Below are 16,467 nucleotides of genomic sequence, written 5' to 3' on the forward strand. Positions count from 1 at the left end.
GTAGTTGTTTGTATTGTTAGGAGGCGTCCAGTAACCCATTCGCCATTTTTTCAACAATTAGGTTGTTGTTCACCCAGTTTAATACAGGTGATACATAATTGGCGGGTAATAACTTTGCTATACCGTCTATGTCTTTGCAGGTAAAGCCGTATTCCACAAACATCTCGGCTACTTCCCTGCTGTTTATCACGTAGTACTTATCCAGACATGCTCTTAGCTCATTTTCATATACTGGCCACTGCATGAGGGTCAACATTGGCTTTATATTTCTTGAAAGTACTTCTGATAATATACTATTTACTTTTCCTAAGACTTCCTTACCCATCTTTGCAGCACTTAATTTTTCAAATGTTTCCGGATGCAGTTGTAAATGCCTACGCAGGGAGTTGGTGAGCCTCATATTGGTAAATGGGGTGTAGTTGTATTCCAGGTCAGTAGGGTTAGTGTTCTTTTCCAGCACGCTTGACATCTCATGCAGTTGCTGTTTTGCCGGGAACACATTGGTACTGTAAGCCATTGCTACAAGTGCCTTTGCTAGTTTGTCGTTGTTATCAATGAGTTCATTCATTCTTTCAGAAGGAAACATCATCACCTGTACCTGTTCTGTAGCTTGTCCGTTGATACCAGCAATGGTACTGGTTGAACATGGCAGGTATCCGAGCACTTCTTTGGCAGAAAAACTTCCAATGGTTCTTAGGCCGCATGCGAGAGCCAGGGATACACGGATTCTGCCTTTGATGATCATATAAGTGCCTTTTATTGGCTCACCAGAGCTGATCAACAAAGCATCATTCTCAAGCATAAAGTGATTGCTGTTTGCTATCCACCATCTCAACTGAGTAAGCGGAACATCATGGAATGATGATATTGATTGCAGCCATTCTGGTGTTACAGTCTCCATATATATGTTGATCGTGGAAGTAGAGTTTTTGCTGTTTCTAGATAAAAATGCGGCAACCTCTTACGCAGGAAAGCACAGGGGGCGTCCTTTTTGAGCAGCCATTGTTACCTCCTGGCACTAAAGCCATGGCAGTGGGGCCAAGTCAATACAATCAAAGTTTAATGATCATAAAGCAGCTTAACACCTCATGCATGATACTTTTTTAAGCTGCTAACTAATAAGTAAGTGTTGTAAAAGTAGCAATGGTACCTGCACATAACAATTGATAAAAACAGGTTTTGATTGTACTGTTTACTTGTAATAAGTTGCTTACAAAGGATAATACCGTGCTGCTGGCAAGTGAGATACGCTCAAGGTTTGGACAGGTAAATTCTACCAATGATCATGAAGCCTGAAACATACAACTAAAGCATGCAAGAGGTTATTGCTTAGGGTGTAACTGCTTTAATCTTATGGTACAGGCTGGCGAAGGCAGTCTGCCCTGAAGCTGCAGGGCCTGCTGCTCCCAGTAAAATTAAGCTTTTACGTTAGCTGCTCATTATTGCTGATGATGGAACTGGCCTGAACAAGGATTTTCGCCTTGTTCACAGCATCACTTTAGGCATGAGCCTAATGAGGGGCCAAAGTAGGCAGCAGGGTGGCCCCTTTGACATTCAATGCAACACCAATTAGGATTAGGCCCATCTTCATCAATAATAGTGGTACCAGCTCTTACCCGAATGGCGTTACTGTGCCTGTCTGCAAATTAAAAAGCGCTCACAGCTTACCCTATATGGCGCTCCCTGTGGTTACTATCTTTAAAAGCGTCCTGCACCTTTTCATCCATGATGAATTCCAGTTCCAACAGTGTCTGGCGTGCGGCTTCGATATAACCAGCGCTATGCCGCAGGTATGATAGCTGACGAACAACCATTTCGTCGTAGTTGAAGAACGCTTCTGCTGAGCGTTCTACCAGATCATGCCTGTGGTTAAGAGATTTAAGGATATCCTTGCCAAGTCGTAGGCTGGTGTCAATTGTTTGTCGGTAGATATCAGTTACCCCAGTCTCAAGAATATCAAAGGCATCATACTTGTTAGAGGCCCTACAAAGGATTTTAAGATTAGGAAAATGCTTTTTCACTACATCAATTACCTGTAGCCGGGTTTTGGCATCACCCATGGCAACTACTATCATTCTGGCCGTAGAGGCTCCGGCAATTTCCAGAAGTTCGTATCTTGTAGCATCTCCATAGTATACTTTCAGTCCAACTCTTCTTAACAGATCTACATTGTCAGGATTAAAGTCCAACACAGTAGTGTTAACTTTGTTGGCGTTCAGAAATCTCCCCAGTGTGTTACCAAAAGAGCCATAACCTGCAATAATAATTTGATTTTGTTCCTGTTGCACATCACTTGGTTTGTCGTTTGGTTTTTCTTTGCTAATCAGGTGAGGAAGTACAAATCGCTCATTAAGTGCTAGTAGTATTGGCGTTATGGACATACTGATGGCAGTAACCGCCATAGCGATGTCAGTAACCTCTTTGTTCAGTATTCCTTCGTGCAGGGAGAAGCTCAACAGCACAAATCCAAACTCTCCTCCCTGGCAAAGGGCAATTGAGAAGATAAGGTTATCTCGAATTTTCAAACCAAACGATCGCCCTAAAACAACAAGAACAGAAAACTTAGACAGGATCATAATTGCTACCAGGAAAGCCATTAGGAAGGGCTTAGTTCCAATGAAGTCAAAGTCAATAGCAGCACCGACAGCCATAAAAAAAAGACCAAGTAGCAAACTTTTGAAGGGGTCGATAGCACCTTCAAGTTCATGTCGATACTCGCTGTTGGCAAGTACGATCCCTGCCAGCAATGCTCCTAAAGCTGGGCTCAAGCCTATCAGGTGCATCAGCAATGCAATGGCAACAATAATCAGTAAGGCTGTTACAGTAAACATTTCACGGAGCTTTGTCCGTGCAATTATTTTAAAAACCGCGCGTATACCAAAACGGCCAAAAAGTATTACCAGTGCAATGCTCCCAATGACAAGTAACCCATGTTGAAAGGCAGGTAGGGTATTGGGAAAAACTAAAGAAGCATCAGATGCTGCCTGTTCTGTCTGCACATTCTTCAACAATGGCAAAACCGCCAGTATCGGAATAACCATTATATCCTGAAAGATTAGCACTGAAAAAGCTCTCTCTCCGGCAGGAGTGTGGTTTAACCTTTTTTCATTCAGATACTGAACGCCCAGAGCGGTGGATGAACATGAAGTAATAAGCCCTAGCACAACTGCCTGTGGCCAGTTCTCTCCAGCAAGAAACAGTAATAGTCCCGTGAGCGCAGCTGTAAGCAGGAGTTGTAGTCCTCCCAGGCCGAAGATCATTTTTCTCATGTTCCATATGTGCGATGGTTCAAGATCCAGGCCTATGATAAATAACATCATGACAACACCCAGTTCAGCAATTTCTAACAGCTGATGGCTCTCCACACCAGTAACATCTAAAACAGCTGGGCCAATAAGTATGCCTGCTATCAGATACCCCAAAACTGATCCCAAACCCAGCCTTTTGGCAATCGGCACCATGATCATTGCAGACAGCAAAAAGATCATGATTTGAAAAAGAATATTATCATTCATGTTAGCTTAAATCCTTTGTTATATAAATCATCAAACCTTATTCATGGCTGTCATAGAATCCACTTGGGTGCCTACAGCATTTATAAAAAATAAGCAGGCTTGACTGTAAGCCTGCTCCTGATCAATGCTTATGCGCACGCTGTCGAATCAAGTCTGTTATAGGTAAATGTTATTGTAGCAGTAAAAGACAGAGGGACTTGTAACAACATTTTTTTAGCCATGCCACTACTCACCTAGTGTATCATGATGATGCGCTTCTAAAGGAAATATACTCAAGAAAGCAGAAGGCCATGCACTGATTTAAAGGAAGCAAACAGTATTGTCTGCTGCTGAACTTACTACTGTGCATCCATAAATAGTGTCAGACTGGTGACTTTTCTGTTTCAACCTCCATTACATCTACTCTATTCAGGGAGGAAAAAGAGCCGGCATCAGGGTCTCCATTGATAAAAATACCTCCTACCAGAATCACATATTTACAGCTAAACTTTGTTTTAGAAACTAAAAGTTGATACGCTCCTCGATGGCTTCATACATTACTTCAGTAGCTTCTTTGATAGGTACAGGGGCCTGTGTAATGCGTTCTTTTTGTTTGAATAATATCTGCTCAATGGTATTTTGCTGATAGTCAAGATCTGTAAGTTCGCCAATATTTATTTTGTTGCCTTGCAGTTTTTGCAAAGCTGCACTGACTGCACCACAACAAGCAGAGGGTTGTTTTTGACCTATGCGATTTACCTGTCCTATAGACCCTTCTCCTGTGATGCCAATATGCGGGGCATAAAATATAACCACGGCGCCATCTTTGGGTACATGATGTGCAAAAGCACTCATTCCTGTTAGTCCTGCAAATGGATAACCGTCAAGGCCTCCCAATTTGAAGGGGCCTAACATGTCATACGCACTTGGTGGATATTCTATGCTGTTAACATCATCACTGCAGATGCTGTCTGCATGTAGTATCTGGTGTGGTGCTAGACCAAACTTTGATTGTAGTTCATTAAAAAGCGTATGCACCGAAGCGGTGGTTGTGTTGGCTTTTGGATAATGCCTGCGTACAACAGCTAAATATTCTTCATCTTTCATAGCAATCAGGTTAGGATATTGTTGGTGGGGGTTAGGACGGGTGGTACTTCTTTCTCATCCAACATTTGTCGCAAATCAATTTCAATTGTACGGCTTAGTGCCGTAATCGGAACATCATTGGCTGCACCTTCAAAAGGGCTTTCAGTACTTTCGCCCACGCCCTCCAGTGTCGTGAAAACCCAACTGACAATCATACTGAAGGGGATATTAAGCCAGACAAGGTTTTCATCCAGGCTCCTGAATTCATTGAGCATGCCTAAGGGCAGCATGATGATAAACAGGTGAATAAAGATGGTACTAATGCTGGAGAACTGTCTTGGATAAGGGAAGTTTTTGATGCGTTCACTTCTTCCCTGGTGATCAAACAGATCTTTTAGCACTTTCTCCAGTTCTACGTAGGTAAAAACATGCAGCTTTCCGCTTTCCTCCAGTTGTTTCAGATGGGCGGACTGTAAGGCTATGATGTGGGTTGCTGCGTTTGCTTTAGGTGTTATAAAATCCAGCTCTTCGGCAGAGAGCAATAGAGCCAGTTCATCATGGAGCTTAGATTCCCATTCACGAACAGGGTATAGCTTCTGGTACCGGATGTATCTGGTTTTTACTCTGGCATTTTCCCAACTGCGCTTCTCCCGTAGTTGAAAACACATAGCCGTAAGCCAGGCAATGTGGCGATAGATGAATATTCTTTGCACATTTCGCAGTTCTTCAGGAGGAAGATCACGTATGAAATCTTTCACCATGATGCCCCAGGTTCTGCTGCTGTTAACAATACTACCCCATATTTTTCTGGCTTCCCATGAACGTTCATAGGTGGCATTATTTCTGAACCCTGTAATGAAAGCCGCAGCTGTGCCAATGATGGTAATGGGCGCCCATGGCAGTGCAATCCAGTGCCATCCTGCCAACTTATAAAGGATGGTAGGTACAACAGACAATACAAAAAGCAGCAGCACATCTCTTTGAGACCAAACGATAAATTCGTTCAGTGTAAAGTTTCTACCTGCATGCATAGTAGACCTAAATTTAATAGTGTAATAAAAATGACTATGTCCTGCTTTGCCTAACGCTGGACATCTACGTCTAATCAGGTGCTCATCCTATTCCCCCTGACCCCCTTGTAACCCAGGGAAGTATACGTATTGGTGGTTGTAATTCTTATTGCTGATGCTGCAACTAATCAGACTATAGGCATAGAAATAATCAAAAACAGAAGGTATTATGATTTGTTTTCTGCTCTATAAAGCACCATGCCCGCGTGGTAGAGTACACCATCAATAAAGTCACCATCAGCTGTAAATCCGGTATCATCAACATACTCAATATGATCACCCACTATGGTATATCGTCCCTGATAGGCACTTTCTTTACGGCCGCGTGCTTCGTTGTAACGGCCGTTTGGTAACAGCTCATGACGGATGTACCCATCTATTGTTATCCACATGCCGGCATACTTATGGTTTGGTTGCAAAGCCTGAGATGAGGTGGCAGATTTTGTTTTTTTTGATTCTGTTTTCATACTTTCTTAAGTTGTAGTTAATGTGATAAAGAACACCACTGCACACATAACTGGTAATAATGTATTACACTGCTTGCAAGTGAAAAATCAGAAACTGCACATCTTTCCGGGATTCTTTAAGGCAGCTTGTACGCAATTTTTTTTGTAGATCCCAAAATATTGATTGTTCCCTTTGTATGTTACAAATATACCTGGCAGCAGGTAGCGGGAGGCTACTGCTTTCAAACCAATGCCTGCAAAATTCAAACAACCATTACGGAAAGACCAAAGCGACTAAGTAGTACTGGTAATAAACTTGATCAGTGAAGCTGCTTCCATGATCGGAAATTAGAATGAAGTAAAAGCTCTTCAACAGGTGCCTTCACTAAAAAACCTCTCTCAACAACGTTGATGTAAATGGAGCTGTTAACCATTCCTGCGTGTCCCTCACAAACTTTTGGAGATGGGGTTGTTCCAGGTGCCTGTTTAACATGTCCTGACTGCTCCAGCTTTCCCGAACGTAATATATCAAAGGATCTTCTTTTGACTGGAATACTTCGTAATGTACCATTCCCATTTCATCCTGACTCAACTTCTTTAAGTGCAGCAGGGCATTTTTTAAATGTTCTGCATTTTGATTGTCCTTTGCTTTCAGATTTACCAGTGCTGTTTCCATATGTTTAAATAAAAATGTTAACTGTTTAGAAGTTGATAGAAAAAAGTGTATAGGTAATTAAAGATTTGAAGGCTTAAAATATGTGTTTTGCCCAATCCATGCAGCTGATTACTGCATGCAAAAAGCATGTAATTCTATACAAAGGAATACCTAGTTTGAAATGACGTTCATTACTTTTATTTCATCTTCTGCTTCAGCCATGGCAGGTTTTATGCACCCTTTCCAGTTTCATGCCCCCCAACCCTATATTGTAGTTAAAGCTTGTAATAGAATAGATTTATAAAAGGAAAATATGATTGCACGCACGCCCCCTGCTAAGCTTTTATTTAATGTATATACGATAATATAATTTGAGAATATCCCTCGAACATTTGTTGCTAAAAATCGGCATGTTAAATAACACTTTATTTAAACTACCAGAATAGATGTTTTATAGGATACATGCTCTAAATATGCAGATAATGTAAAATTAAGGGATGGCTTATTTTCGGACAATGTACAGATTATGCCTGAAGTTGTAAGTTTTAGTGCAGTTGCTTCGGGTATATTAGAACATAGATAATATTTATGTTCGTATACACGGTCTTATAACTTCTTCTTGTTTCCAATAGTAAGGAATGCTCCCAATAATGGCTATTCTTTTGATCCTTAGCCGCTGACTTGCAGGCATATTGGCAAGTGTAACTTACGGCTAACTGAAGTTTGGCAATATAAAGTCAGTAGATGCTGATGTTAATAAGAGTACTTTATATATTTATCTTAGCTTAAGGATTGGAGCGGAGGATCATCTATTGAAATGAGCTTTGTCTGCAACAGTTTTATCTGAGATCAATACATATCTTTATCTTATATGATGCCATGTTAGCTTATCTGCGTTTTCTCAATCTTATACTAATCCTGGTAGTGTGTGGATCCGCTGCAGTTTTGCAGGCAGCCCCTTTGTTTCCCCGTTTACCCCAACCAGCAGTAGATAGTGTGCATTGGCGGCTTAAGGAAAGCAGGCCTGACACCCACAGGGTGGAGCTCCTGCTGCAGTTAAGCCGGCATTTTCTTAATATAGCCATCAATAAGGAAATACAAAGAGAAGTGAACCTGGACAGTTCCTACTTCTACAGCAGTAAGGCAGCAGCATTGAGTACCTCTTTGTCTTTTGGCAAAGGCTACATACAGAGTCAGTACCTGCTGGGCAGCTTTTTTTTCCAAAAAGGAGAGGAGGAAAGGGCAAGAGCACTGGTGAAGCAGGCACTGGAAGAGAGCCGGCACTACGACAGGCAGCTGCAGGCCGAGGGCTGGTATTTCCTGGGAGAGTGTTATGGCTATACAGCAGCAGATTTAACAGAAAAGATCAGGTTCAAGGAGCAGTCGATGGAGATTTACCGGCAAACAGGCAATACAGAGCAGCAGGCGTATTTACTGGAGGCCATTGCCAACCTGCATTACATACAGGGGCAGACAGCCCTGGCGAATATCAAGCTGCAGCAGGTGCTGGCCCTTTACGGCTCTATCAACTATCCTTTGCTGCACTATACCTATAATTTACTGGCAGCTGTTAACCGGGAGATGGGCAACTACAAAGAATCTATCCAGTACAGCCTTGCAGCCATAGAAAGCAGCAGCATTACCAGGGATACTTCTGAACTGGGGGAATACAATGCCACCCTGGCCAGAACCTACCTGGCCATCGATCAGCGGGAGGAAGCTTTGTTCTACTATCGCAGTGCATTTAAGTACGCACAGCAGGAAAAGAACCTGTACTATATTCATGATTTAGCTGGAAGCATCTCCAGGCTGATGATCGCCGGGGGGCAAACCCGGGAAGCCCTTGCCTTTTATATCGATGCCACCAAAGCTTTTCCCCCGTATAATCATTTGACCAAGGAAGTATCCGCAAGAGCTCTTGCTGAATGTTACCTGGCCCTGAAGGAATATGCACAGGCTGAAAAGTACTTTCTGGAGGCGGTTTATCTACTTGAGACAGAGCGGCTGGATCATGGCGGGTACATGGGCGGAACAGATATTTATAAAAGGGCAGGTAACTTTTACCTGACGGTAAAGCAGTACGATAAAGCTGACAGCTACCTGGATAAAGCCATAGGCCTAAATGCAAAAGCAGGCTCTTTAAGGCATGCGGTGGATCTTCACTTGCTTATGTTCAAGGTAGATTCGGCCCGGGGCAACTTCCGGGAAGCCATTGCCCACTACCAGCGGCATAAGTGGCTCAATGACTCGATTTTCAACGAGACCAAGAGTAAGCAGATTGCCAATCTGCAGATCCAGTACAAGACCCAGCAGAAGGATCAGGACCTCAAGCTCAAGCAGCAGGACATAGCCCTTTTGACCAAGCAGAACCAGGTGCAGCAGGCAAGTATCCAGCAAAAGGAGTTCCAGCGCAATACTTTCATTGCAGGAAGCCTGCTACTGCTGCTTTTTTCAGTAGTCGTTTATAACCGTTACCGGCTCAAGCAGCAGAGCAACCGGAAGCTGGAGCAAAAGCAGCAGGAGATAAACCAGAAGCACCAGGCCCTGGAGCAGGTGTTGCTGGAGATGGAAGAGCTGCTGACAGAAAAGGAGTGGATGCTCAAGGAGATTCACCACCGGGTGAAGAATAACCTGCACACGGTGATGAGCCTGCTCAATTCCCAGGCCTGCTACCTGCAGGATGAGAAAGCATTGTCAGCCATCCAGGAGAGCCAGCATCGGGTGTATGCCATGTCCCTGATCCACCAGCGGCTTTACCAGTCAAAGAACCTGGCCAGAGTAGAGCTGTCCGCTTATGTACGGGAAGTGGTAGAGTACCTTGGAGATTCCTTTGATGTGCAGGAGCGGATTCGTTTTTGCTTGTCCGTTGCCTGTGTAGAGCTGGATGTAAGCATAGCTGTGCCCCTGGGTTTGCTTATCAACGAGGCGGTGACCAACAGCCTGAAATATGGTTTTGCTGATGGAAGAAGCGGCACGGTGAGCATTGGGGTGGAGGCCCTGGGGGAGGAGAATTACCTGCTCACTATTGCAGATGATGGCATGGGCCTGGATAAAGATTTTGACCCTGTCCAGAGCAACACCTTAGGCATGAGCCTGATGAGGGGCTTAAGCCGGCAGCTGGGGGGCAGCTTTGACATCCAAAGCAGTACAGGGGTGCGCATTAGCCTGATCTTCGCCAATACCACGGATGCCAGCCCTTATCCTGATGCCGCCACTGTGCCTGGATGATTTTTGACAGGACTTGCCTGAATACAACTGATCATAGCAGCTCCGGCCTTCCTTTAACAACAGCTATTCAGGTACGAACGGGAGATTGTTTGAATTTTGTAAGTATTGGTTTGAAAGTGGCAGGACCTTCCTTTCTGTGGCCACGTACATTTGTACTATACAAATTAAACAACGCTATGAAAACATAATTATGCTACTGCTTACCAGTAAGCATGACATCCGTCAATCAACTGCTTACTCGCCTTTGAGTAAGCTAACATTTTCAACGAAACAAAAATTTACCAATGAATACAAATAATAATTTTGCTTGTATCAAACTTTCCGACAACACTATTGTGTGTAAGCCAGCAAAAAAGCAAGTGGGAGGCAACAATGGTGGAACCTGGGCAGTAAACGTTTCTGCCCTTTTAAAGGACTACACAAGTTTGGGAGAAGAACGGCATTTGGCTTTGCTTTTTCTGAACATAAGGCGTTACACCCAGCTAATGGAAACAGATACTTCGGTGGATGTACCATATTTAGTGAAAATCCTTTTTCAAATATTTCAAGAATCCATCAGGGATGCCGGCGGCACGATAGTAGAGACTGCAGCTGACAGCCTCTATGCTGTGTTCGGAAAGGGAGAAGACATCCGGGATGCAATGAGCTTGGCACTGGAATCTGCTAATACAGTTATTCAGAATCTGAAGGCTTTCAATCAGTCCTACGCAAAACCTTATCTTGGTCACGATATTGAAGTATGCGTTGGTTTGCACGAGGGAGATGTGCTTGTGGGGCATTCAGATCACAAGGGTCAGGAGAGTATTGAAGTGATGGGTTTCCCGATGAACCTGATGTCTCGGCTAGAGTCAGTTACCAGGGAACTGAATAATAATTTAGTGATGTCAGAGGAAGCATATCAGAGTCTTGATAACCCTAAACCAAGGAGTACACGTATGTCAGTTGCATTGAAGGGTACGGCCAAACCTGTAGCAGTTCGCCTGCTGGGTGAACCATATATTGCTCAGCATGCACAGAGGGCTAAAACAGTAACTACATGCTGAATTGAGCTGTAAAATATCTAATAGCTTTTGGGCCTTTAGCATTGATTGATAGTCTTTTCAGCTTTAGAGACAAACAAGAGTAAAACTTAATTGATAAGGTTAAATAAAAATTTTTTAACGATGGCTACTACTGAAACTTTAGAGCATTTCTATCAACATAAGTTTGGATGGTTACCCGATAGACTGCAACAAGACATTGGGCATTTTAACGTGTTCAGGCTGGAAAACTGTTCCGGTTTCGGTGGTGCTCCTCCACAGTATGCCCGCAGAGACTTTTACAAGATCAGTCTGATCAGGGGGCATTATATATTTCATTATGCAGATAAAAGTCTGGAGACAAACGGCATCACCCTTATATTTTTTAATCCCCAGGTGCCTTATACAGTACAAAGCCTTTCTGGTGATAATACAGGCTATTTCTGCATATTTAAAGAGGCTTTCTTTACTGAAAAGATGAGGGGGAACATCAGTGAGCTCCCTATGTTTATGTTTGGAGGAAAACCTGCTTACCTGCTTAAGGAAGAGCAGGATTCACAGGTAAGCGGGATCTTTGAGAAGATGCTGGAGGAAATCGGATCTGACTACCTCTACAAGTACGACTTAATTAGAAACTACGTGACAGAGCTTATTCACTTTGCGCTTAAAATGGAGCCTTCAGAAACCCTGTATCAGCATCCTAATGCCAATGCACGTATCACCTCCATATTTACCGAGCTTCTGGAGCGCCAGTTTCCTATAGAATCTCCTACACAACGGTTTACCCTTCGCTCTGCAAGAGATTTTGCGGAAAGACTGGCGGTACATGTCAATCACCTGAACAGGGCAATACGGCAAACCACCGGTAAAACTACTACAGAACATATCACTGAGCGTCTACTCAGTGAAGCAAAAGCACTGCTGAAACATACTAATTGGAATATTTCGGAAATCAGCTATTGCCTTGGTTTTGAAGAGGCTACTCATTTTACCAATTTCTTTAAAAAGCGAACCAGTCAAAGTCCATCTGCTTTTAGAATGGTTTAAGCTTTCCGGCACCCCTAAGTGCCTGTGCAAGAAAAGCGTGGGTGCATTTATGTAATTTAGCAGCAATACAGTCATCATTGGAATTTAGGATAAACTTCAAGGGACCCCCGAGGCATAGATTCTGTTGAGAATGTCCCGGAAAAAAGCCAGGGCTTTAGGAATCATCAACATCCATAACAGTTTTTTAACATTTGAGAAAAGCCTGACCAATGTTGTCCCCCTACCTTTATCAGATATTCCAGGCTATTGGCCTGGCGCTATCTTAACTCTGGTTTCATGTGGCAAGTTGTTTTTAGGCTGCGCCTTTACTTGATGTTACTTTTACTAAGTGGCATAGCTGGGGGTATTTTTTCCTTTACTCCCCCAGCCCTGGATGCAGTCCCGGGTATCAAGGGGGGTGTACGGGAGTTTTATCAGGCCACAAACAGTCTTAAAAATATAGGGCAGGCTTTCAAGTTCAAACGCATTACTGCAGATTCTTTGCAGGCAACGCTTAGCAGTACCAGGCTGACTTACAAGAAAATTGAGTTTATTCTGGCTTACTACTATCCTGAATATGTGGAGAGTCACATTAACGGAGCTCCCTTGCTGCACCTGGAAAGTGAGAATAGCCGTCCAGTTGTGATGGAGCCGGAAGGGCTCCAGGTACTGGATGAGTTGGTCTTTGCTGCAGAAGTTGAACATGAACGTGTGAAGATTGCCGAACTTGCCCAGAAGCTTGAGACGCATGCGGGTATCCTGTTGGCTGATCTGGATAAAAAGAGCCTGGACAGAGGCGATGTAGTGGAGGCCATGCGCCTGCAACTGGTGCGCCTCTTTACCTTGGGCCTGACTGGTTTTGATACGCCAGGCTCCCAGAATGCCCTGCAAGAAGCTGCTGCTTCTCTGGAATCCCTGAAAGAAGTTGCTTCTTCCATCCATGCTGATAAGATTGCCAGCGGGGACAGGCTCTTTCAGGAAGCAATCATCAGCTTACAGCAAACCTTGTCATTCAATTCTTTTGATCGTTTATCTTTTCTTAAAACCTATATTAACCCGCTCTACCAGCAGCTTGGACAGCTGCAAAAGGCGATAGATACTGCTGATGCTTCCGGTATCCAAGCCTGGAACAGGGGGAGTAATAGTCTGTTCGATGAAGATTTTCTGGACCCTTACTATTTTACAGCCCTGGGCCGGGAGGAGGATAGTCCTGCATTACGAAACCTGGGTAAGGTGCTTTTTTATGATCCGTCCCTAAGCCAAAACGGGAAAATGAGCTGTGCAAGCTGCCATAATCCTCAAAAGGCATTTGCAGATGGGGAGGCTAAATCTTTGAGTTTGGTAGAAGGAAAAACAGTGGAGCGCAATGCACCAACCCTTATCAATGCCGTGTATGCCAGCCGGTATTTCTATGACATGAGGGCTTTTAACCTGGAGCAACAGGCAGCGCATGTAATTTTTAACGAGATTGAATTTAATACAGCTCATGCTGAAATACTGGCAAAACTGAAAGCAAATAAGCAGTATAGAAAGCTTTTTAAAAAAACGTTTGGCAATAAAGTGATCACACGTGATCGGTTTTCAAAAGCCCTGGCTTCTTACGTACTTTCTCTTCGCTCTTTCAACAGCCCTTTTGACCAGTATGTGCGGGGAGAAACCAGCATGCTGGATGAGCAGGCAAAAAGAGGCTTTAACTTATTTATGGGAAAAGCGGCTTGTGGTACCTGCCATTTTGCACCTACTTTCTCCGGGCTGGTTCCGCCCTTATACATGAAAAACGAAAGTGAAATTCTGGGTGTGCTGCAGAATCCGAAGGCTGCTGCAAAAAATGTAGATCCTGACGAGGGTAGGCTCCGGAATGGTATTTTCCGGGAAGAAGCCTGGATCTATGAAAAGTCATTTAAAACCACTACCGTCAGAAATGCCGCACTTACCGCCCCCTACTTTCATAATGGCGCTTATGAGACACTTGAGGAAGTAGTTGACTTTTACGATACAGGTGGTGGCCAGGGGCAGGGACTTGAGGTGGTGAATCAGACGCTGTCTGCGGATTCACTCCACCTTACAAAGGACGAAAAAGAAGCCATCATCGCTTTTATACGGTCGCTGAATGATGTCGCTGTGGACGCTGCACCAGCAACAGGTGTAGCAGATCATGCTAAACAGCAGGGAGCCCCTGGCCATAACAGGCGATGATCCCTGCGCTTAAAATACCTCATGTTTCTGTACTGCCGGCAGTCATCCTGCTGCTCATGGTGATACTGGTGCAGTTTACGTACAGGAAAGATCCCGGTGTTGCAGAAGCAAAAGCCATTGTTTTACGCAAAGCAGCTGAATTTGAGAAACACTTGCAGCTGCTACAGCAGACAGCCCGGGAATACCACTCGGGTAAAGTAACTGCAGCAGCAGTCCAAAAACAATTTTTGGAGACCAGGCTGGTTTATAAACAGGTAGCGTTTCTGCTGACTTACTACTATCCTGAACACATTAAGGAGTATATTAATGGAGCACCACTGCCTCACCTGGATCCCTATCCTTACGAGGAAATACAGTTGCCAGAAACTTATTACCAGGACACTAACTATATCAGACTGGCACCCCTGGATTATCTGGAACCTAATGCTTACCTGAAAACCAGAAAAGTACTTGCACCGCGAGGGATGCAGGTAATGGATGAGCTTATCTTTTCCGAAGCGCTGGCAGGGGAAAGAGATAAGCTGCTGACGCTGACAGATGAGCTGGCATTTCGTAGCCGCATTATGCTGCAGGCGCTCTACAAAAGACGCTACATACAGGCGCATGAGCTGATGGAAGCTGCCAGGCTTGAGATGGTGAGGCTGTTCACGCTGGGGATTACAGGCTTTGATACGCCAGGTTCTCTACATGCACTACCGGAAGCTAAAGCCTCGCTGGCAGGCATGTTTTATACGCTAAAACCGTTGTTAACAGCGCTTCCCATCCATGAGCAAAACCATCTTCTAGCTACTTTTTCAGGGGCGATGCAGTACCTGGAGGTGCACCATGATTTCAATACCTTTGATCGGCTGGCTTTTCTAACCCGTTACATTAATCCGCTGTATCGCCTGTTGCTGGAGGCCCACCAGGCGCTCGGGCTAGTTAACAGCAGTGCACTCACGGTTGAGGAACCCTCCTGGAATTTTTTCAGCCAGAATATTTTTGCAGAAGACTTTCTCAACCCATACTACTATTCCCTACTACAAAAGGAACAGGATAGTGAACGCCTGCGCGGCCTTGGCAAGACGCTCTTTTACGATAAGCGCCTGAGCAGTAGTACGCGCATGAGTTGTGGGAGCTGCCACCAGCCGGCACTTGCCTTTACTGACGGAAAGGCAAAATCACTGGCGAGCGTGGAGGGTCAGGTGGTTAAGAGAAACGCCCCCAGCCTGATCAATGCAGTTTATGCAGACCGTTACTTTTACGACCTCAGGGCATTTGACCTGGAAGAACAGCTGGAGCATGTGGTGGTGGATCACCTGGAATTTAATACCAGTTTTGATGCACTCGTAGAAAAACTGAATGCAGATACAGCCTATCGACAATCTTTCAATCAAGCCTTCAGGCTGGAGGGTAAGCCTATCACCCGCTACCAGTTTTCTGCAGCCCTGGCCTCTTACGTGTTGTCCCTACGGTCCTTCAACAGTCGGTTCGATCAATACGTGAGGGGTGAGCGTGAGGAAATTTCCGAACAAGTGCGTCATGGTTTTAACTTGTTTATGGGGAAAGCGGCTTGTGGTACCTGCCACTTTGCACCCCTTTTCAGCGGCCTGGTGCCTCCACTTTATCAAGAAAATGAAAGTGAAGTGCTTGGGGTGATGGAGAAACCCGGTAGTAACAAGGTAGATGATGATGCAGGCAGAGCAGCTGGTAAAGCCTATCAGGAAAATGTGGAAATCTACCACCAGTCCTTTAAAACTGTAAGCATACGGAATGCAGGTCTAACGGCCCCATATTTCCACAACGGTGCTTACAAAACCCTTGAAGAAGTTCTTGACTTTTATGACCATGGTGGCGCAGGCGGTTTAGGGTTCAGCTATGAAGTTCCACACCAAACCTTACCTCCGGATTCTCTTCACCTTAACCCTGCAGAAAAGAAGGCCATCATAGCATTCCTTCATTCGCTTTCGGATACTACCTTCACTGAAAATACTACTGCGGGACAAATTTCCCCCTGATGAAGGTGGAAAAGTTGCAAGGGCGCAGGAAAAGAAATGCCCAAGTCATGCACCTAGACAGTTGTTTGAAGGGTGCAGCAATGGTTCCCTGGCACAATAGTGCAGTTTTATCTCGTCAGTGTTACCTGCAGGAACGCAGTTTTAAGCTATCGTTATTTTTCGTTTCCTTTTGAGGTTTTGCTGTAACCAAAGCATACAGATAGCATAACACCGAATATTACAACAAAGGCAAATTCATGCTCAACTTTGC

The 16,467-nt window shown here is 44.3% G+C and carries 11 protein-coding genes; 5 read left to right on the plus strand and 6 right to left on the minus strand.

Annotated features, from left to right (window positions below):
- Positions 1-16: 16 nt before the first annotated feature.
- The 6 genes from KWJ01_RS02230 to KWJ01_RS02255 all read right to left on the minus strand — a co-directional run bounded on the left by KWJ01_RS02230 (position 17) and on the right by KWJ01_RS02255 (position 6,772).
- Positions 17-901, minus strand: coding sequence for a cyclic nucleotide-binding domain-containing protein (locus KWJ01_RS02230; RefSeq protein ID WP_224994653.1), 885 nt, complete (start codon positions 899-901; stop codon positions 17-19).
- 763 nt (positions 902-1,664) lie between these two features.
- Positions 1,665-3,515, minus strand: coding sequence for a monovalent cation:proton antiporter-2 (CPA2) family protein (locus KWJ01_RS02235; protein ID WP_224994654.1), 1,851 nt, complete (start codon positions 3,513-3,515; stop codon positions 1,665-1,667).
- A 501-nt stretch (positions 3,516-4,016) separates the two neighbouring features.
- Positions 4,017-4,601: a hypothetical protein gene (locus KWJ01_RS02240; RefSeq protein WP_224994655.1), complete on the minus strand. Its 585-nt coding sequence runs from the start codon at positions 4,599-4,601 to the stop codon at positions 4,017-4,019.
- Between the two features lie 5 nt (positions 4,602-4,606).
- Positions 4,607-5,611, minus strand: coding sequence for a bestrophin family protein (locus KWJ01_RS02245; RefSeq protein ID WP_224994657.1), 1,005 nt, complete (start codon positions 5,609-5,611; stop codon positions 4,607-4,609).
- Between the two features lie 206 nt (positions 5,612-5,817).
- Positions 5,818-6,117 carry an Atu4866 domain-containing protein gene (locus KWJ01_RS02250; protein WP_224994658.1) on the minus strand — a complete coding sequence of 100 codons (300 nt, stop codon included), beginning with the start codon at positions 6,115-6,117 and terminating at the stop codon, positions 5,818-5,820.
- Positions 6,118-6,481: 364 nt separating this feature from the next.
- Positions 6,482-6,772 (minus strand): putative quinol monooxygenase, encoded by a 291-nt coding sequence (locus tag KWJ01_RS02255; protein WP_224994660.1) that lies wholly within the window; start codon positions 6,770-6,772, stop codon positions 6,482-6,484.
- Positions 6,773-7,747: 975 nt separating this feature from the next.
- On the opposite strand from KWJ01_RS02255, the gene KWJ01_RS28205 reads away from it, so the two are divergent.
- From KWJ01_RS28205 to KWJ01_RS02280, 5 genes are all read left to right on the plus strand, one after another.
- Complete coding sequence (locus KWJ01_RS28205; RefSeq protein WP_224994663.1) at positions 7,748-9,979, plus strand: histidine kinase dimerization/phosphoacceptor domain -containing protein; 2,232 nt, start codon at positions 7,748-7,750, stop codon at positions 9,977-9,979.
- 284 nt (positions 9,980-10,263) lie between these two features.
- Complete coding sequence (locus KWJ01_RS02265) at positions 10,264-11,022, plus strand: adenylate/guanylate cyclase domain-containing protein (protein WP_224994665.1); 759 nt, start codon at positions 10,264-10,266, stop codon at positions 11,020-11,022.
- 120 nt (positions 11,023-11,142) lie between these two features.
- Positions 11,143-12,045, plus strand: a complete 903-nt coding sequence (locus KWJ01_RS02270) for an AraC family transcriptional regulator (RefSeq protein WP_224994667.1) — start codon at positions 11,143-11,145, stop codon at positions 12,043-12,045.
- 312 nt (positions 12,046-12,357) lie between these two features.
- Positions 12,358-14,220, plus strand: a complete 1,863-nt coding sequence (locus tag KWJ01_RS02275) for a cytochrome-c peroxidase (RefSeq protein WP_224994685.1) — start codon at positions 12,358-12,360, stop codon at positions 14,218-14,220.
- The gene (locus tag KWJ01_RS02280) at positions 14,217-16,217 is read left to right on the plus strand and encodes a cytochrome-c peroxidase (RefSeq protein WP_224994668.1); all 2,001 of its coding nucleotides are present in this window, start codon (positions 14,217-14,219) and stop codon (positions 16,215-16,217) included. The genes KWJ01_RS02275 and KWJ01_RS02280 overlap by 4 nt, the downstream gene beginning before the upstream one ends.
- The last annotated feature ends 250 nt before the right edge of the window (positions 16,218-16,467 follow it).

It is taken from the genome of Cesiribacter sp. SM1, assembly GCF_020178975.1.
In the GTDB taxonomy this organism is placed as follows: Bacteria; Bacteroidota; Bacteroidia; order Cytophagales; family Cyclobacteriaceae; genus Cesiribacter.

Coding starts and splice junctions, on each gene's coding strand:
- KWJ01_RS02280 (WP_224994668.1), top strand. CDS start 14,217: ATGATCCCTGCGCTTAAAATACCTCATGTTTCTGTACTGCCGGCAGTC.
- KWJ01_RS02250 (WP_224994658.1), bottom strand. CDS start 6,117: ATGAAAACAGAATCAAAAAAAACAAAATCTGCCACCTCATCTCAGGCT.
- KWJ01_RS02255 (WP_224994660.1), bottom strand. CDS start 6,772: ATGGAAACAGCACTGGTAAATCTGAAAGCAAAGGACAATCAAAATGCA.
- KWJ01_RS02270 (WP_224994667.1), top strand. CDS start 11,143: ATGGCTACTACTGAAACTTTAGAGCATTTCTATCAACATAAGTTTGGA.
- KWJ01_RS02265 (WP_224994665.1), top strand. CDS start 10,264: ATGAATACAAATAATAATTTTGCTTGTATCAAACTTTCCGACAACACT.
- KWJ01_RS02245 (WP_224994657.1), bottom strand. CDS start 5,611: ATGCATGCAGGTAGAAACTTTACACTGAACGAATTTATCGTTTGGTCT.
- KWJ01_RS02235 (WP_224994654.1), bottom strand. CDS start 3,515: ATGAATGATAATATTCTTTTTCAAATCATGATCTTTTTGCTGTCTGCA.
- KWJ01_RS02230 (WP_224994653.1), bottom strand. CDS start 901: ATGGAGACTGTAACACCAGAATGGCTGCAATCAATATCATCATTCCAT.
- KWJ01_RS02240 (WP_224994655.1), bottom strand. CDS start 4,601: ATGAAAGATGAAGAATATTTAGCTGTTGTACGCAGGCATTATCCAAAA.
- KWJ01_RS02275 (WP_224994685.1), top strand. CDS start 12,358: ATGTTACTTTTACTAAGTGGCATAGCTGGGGGTATTTTTTCCTTTACT.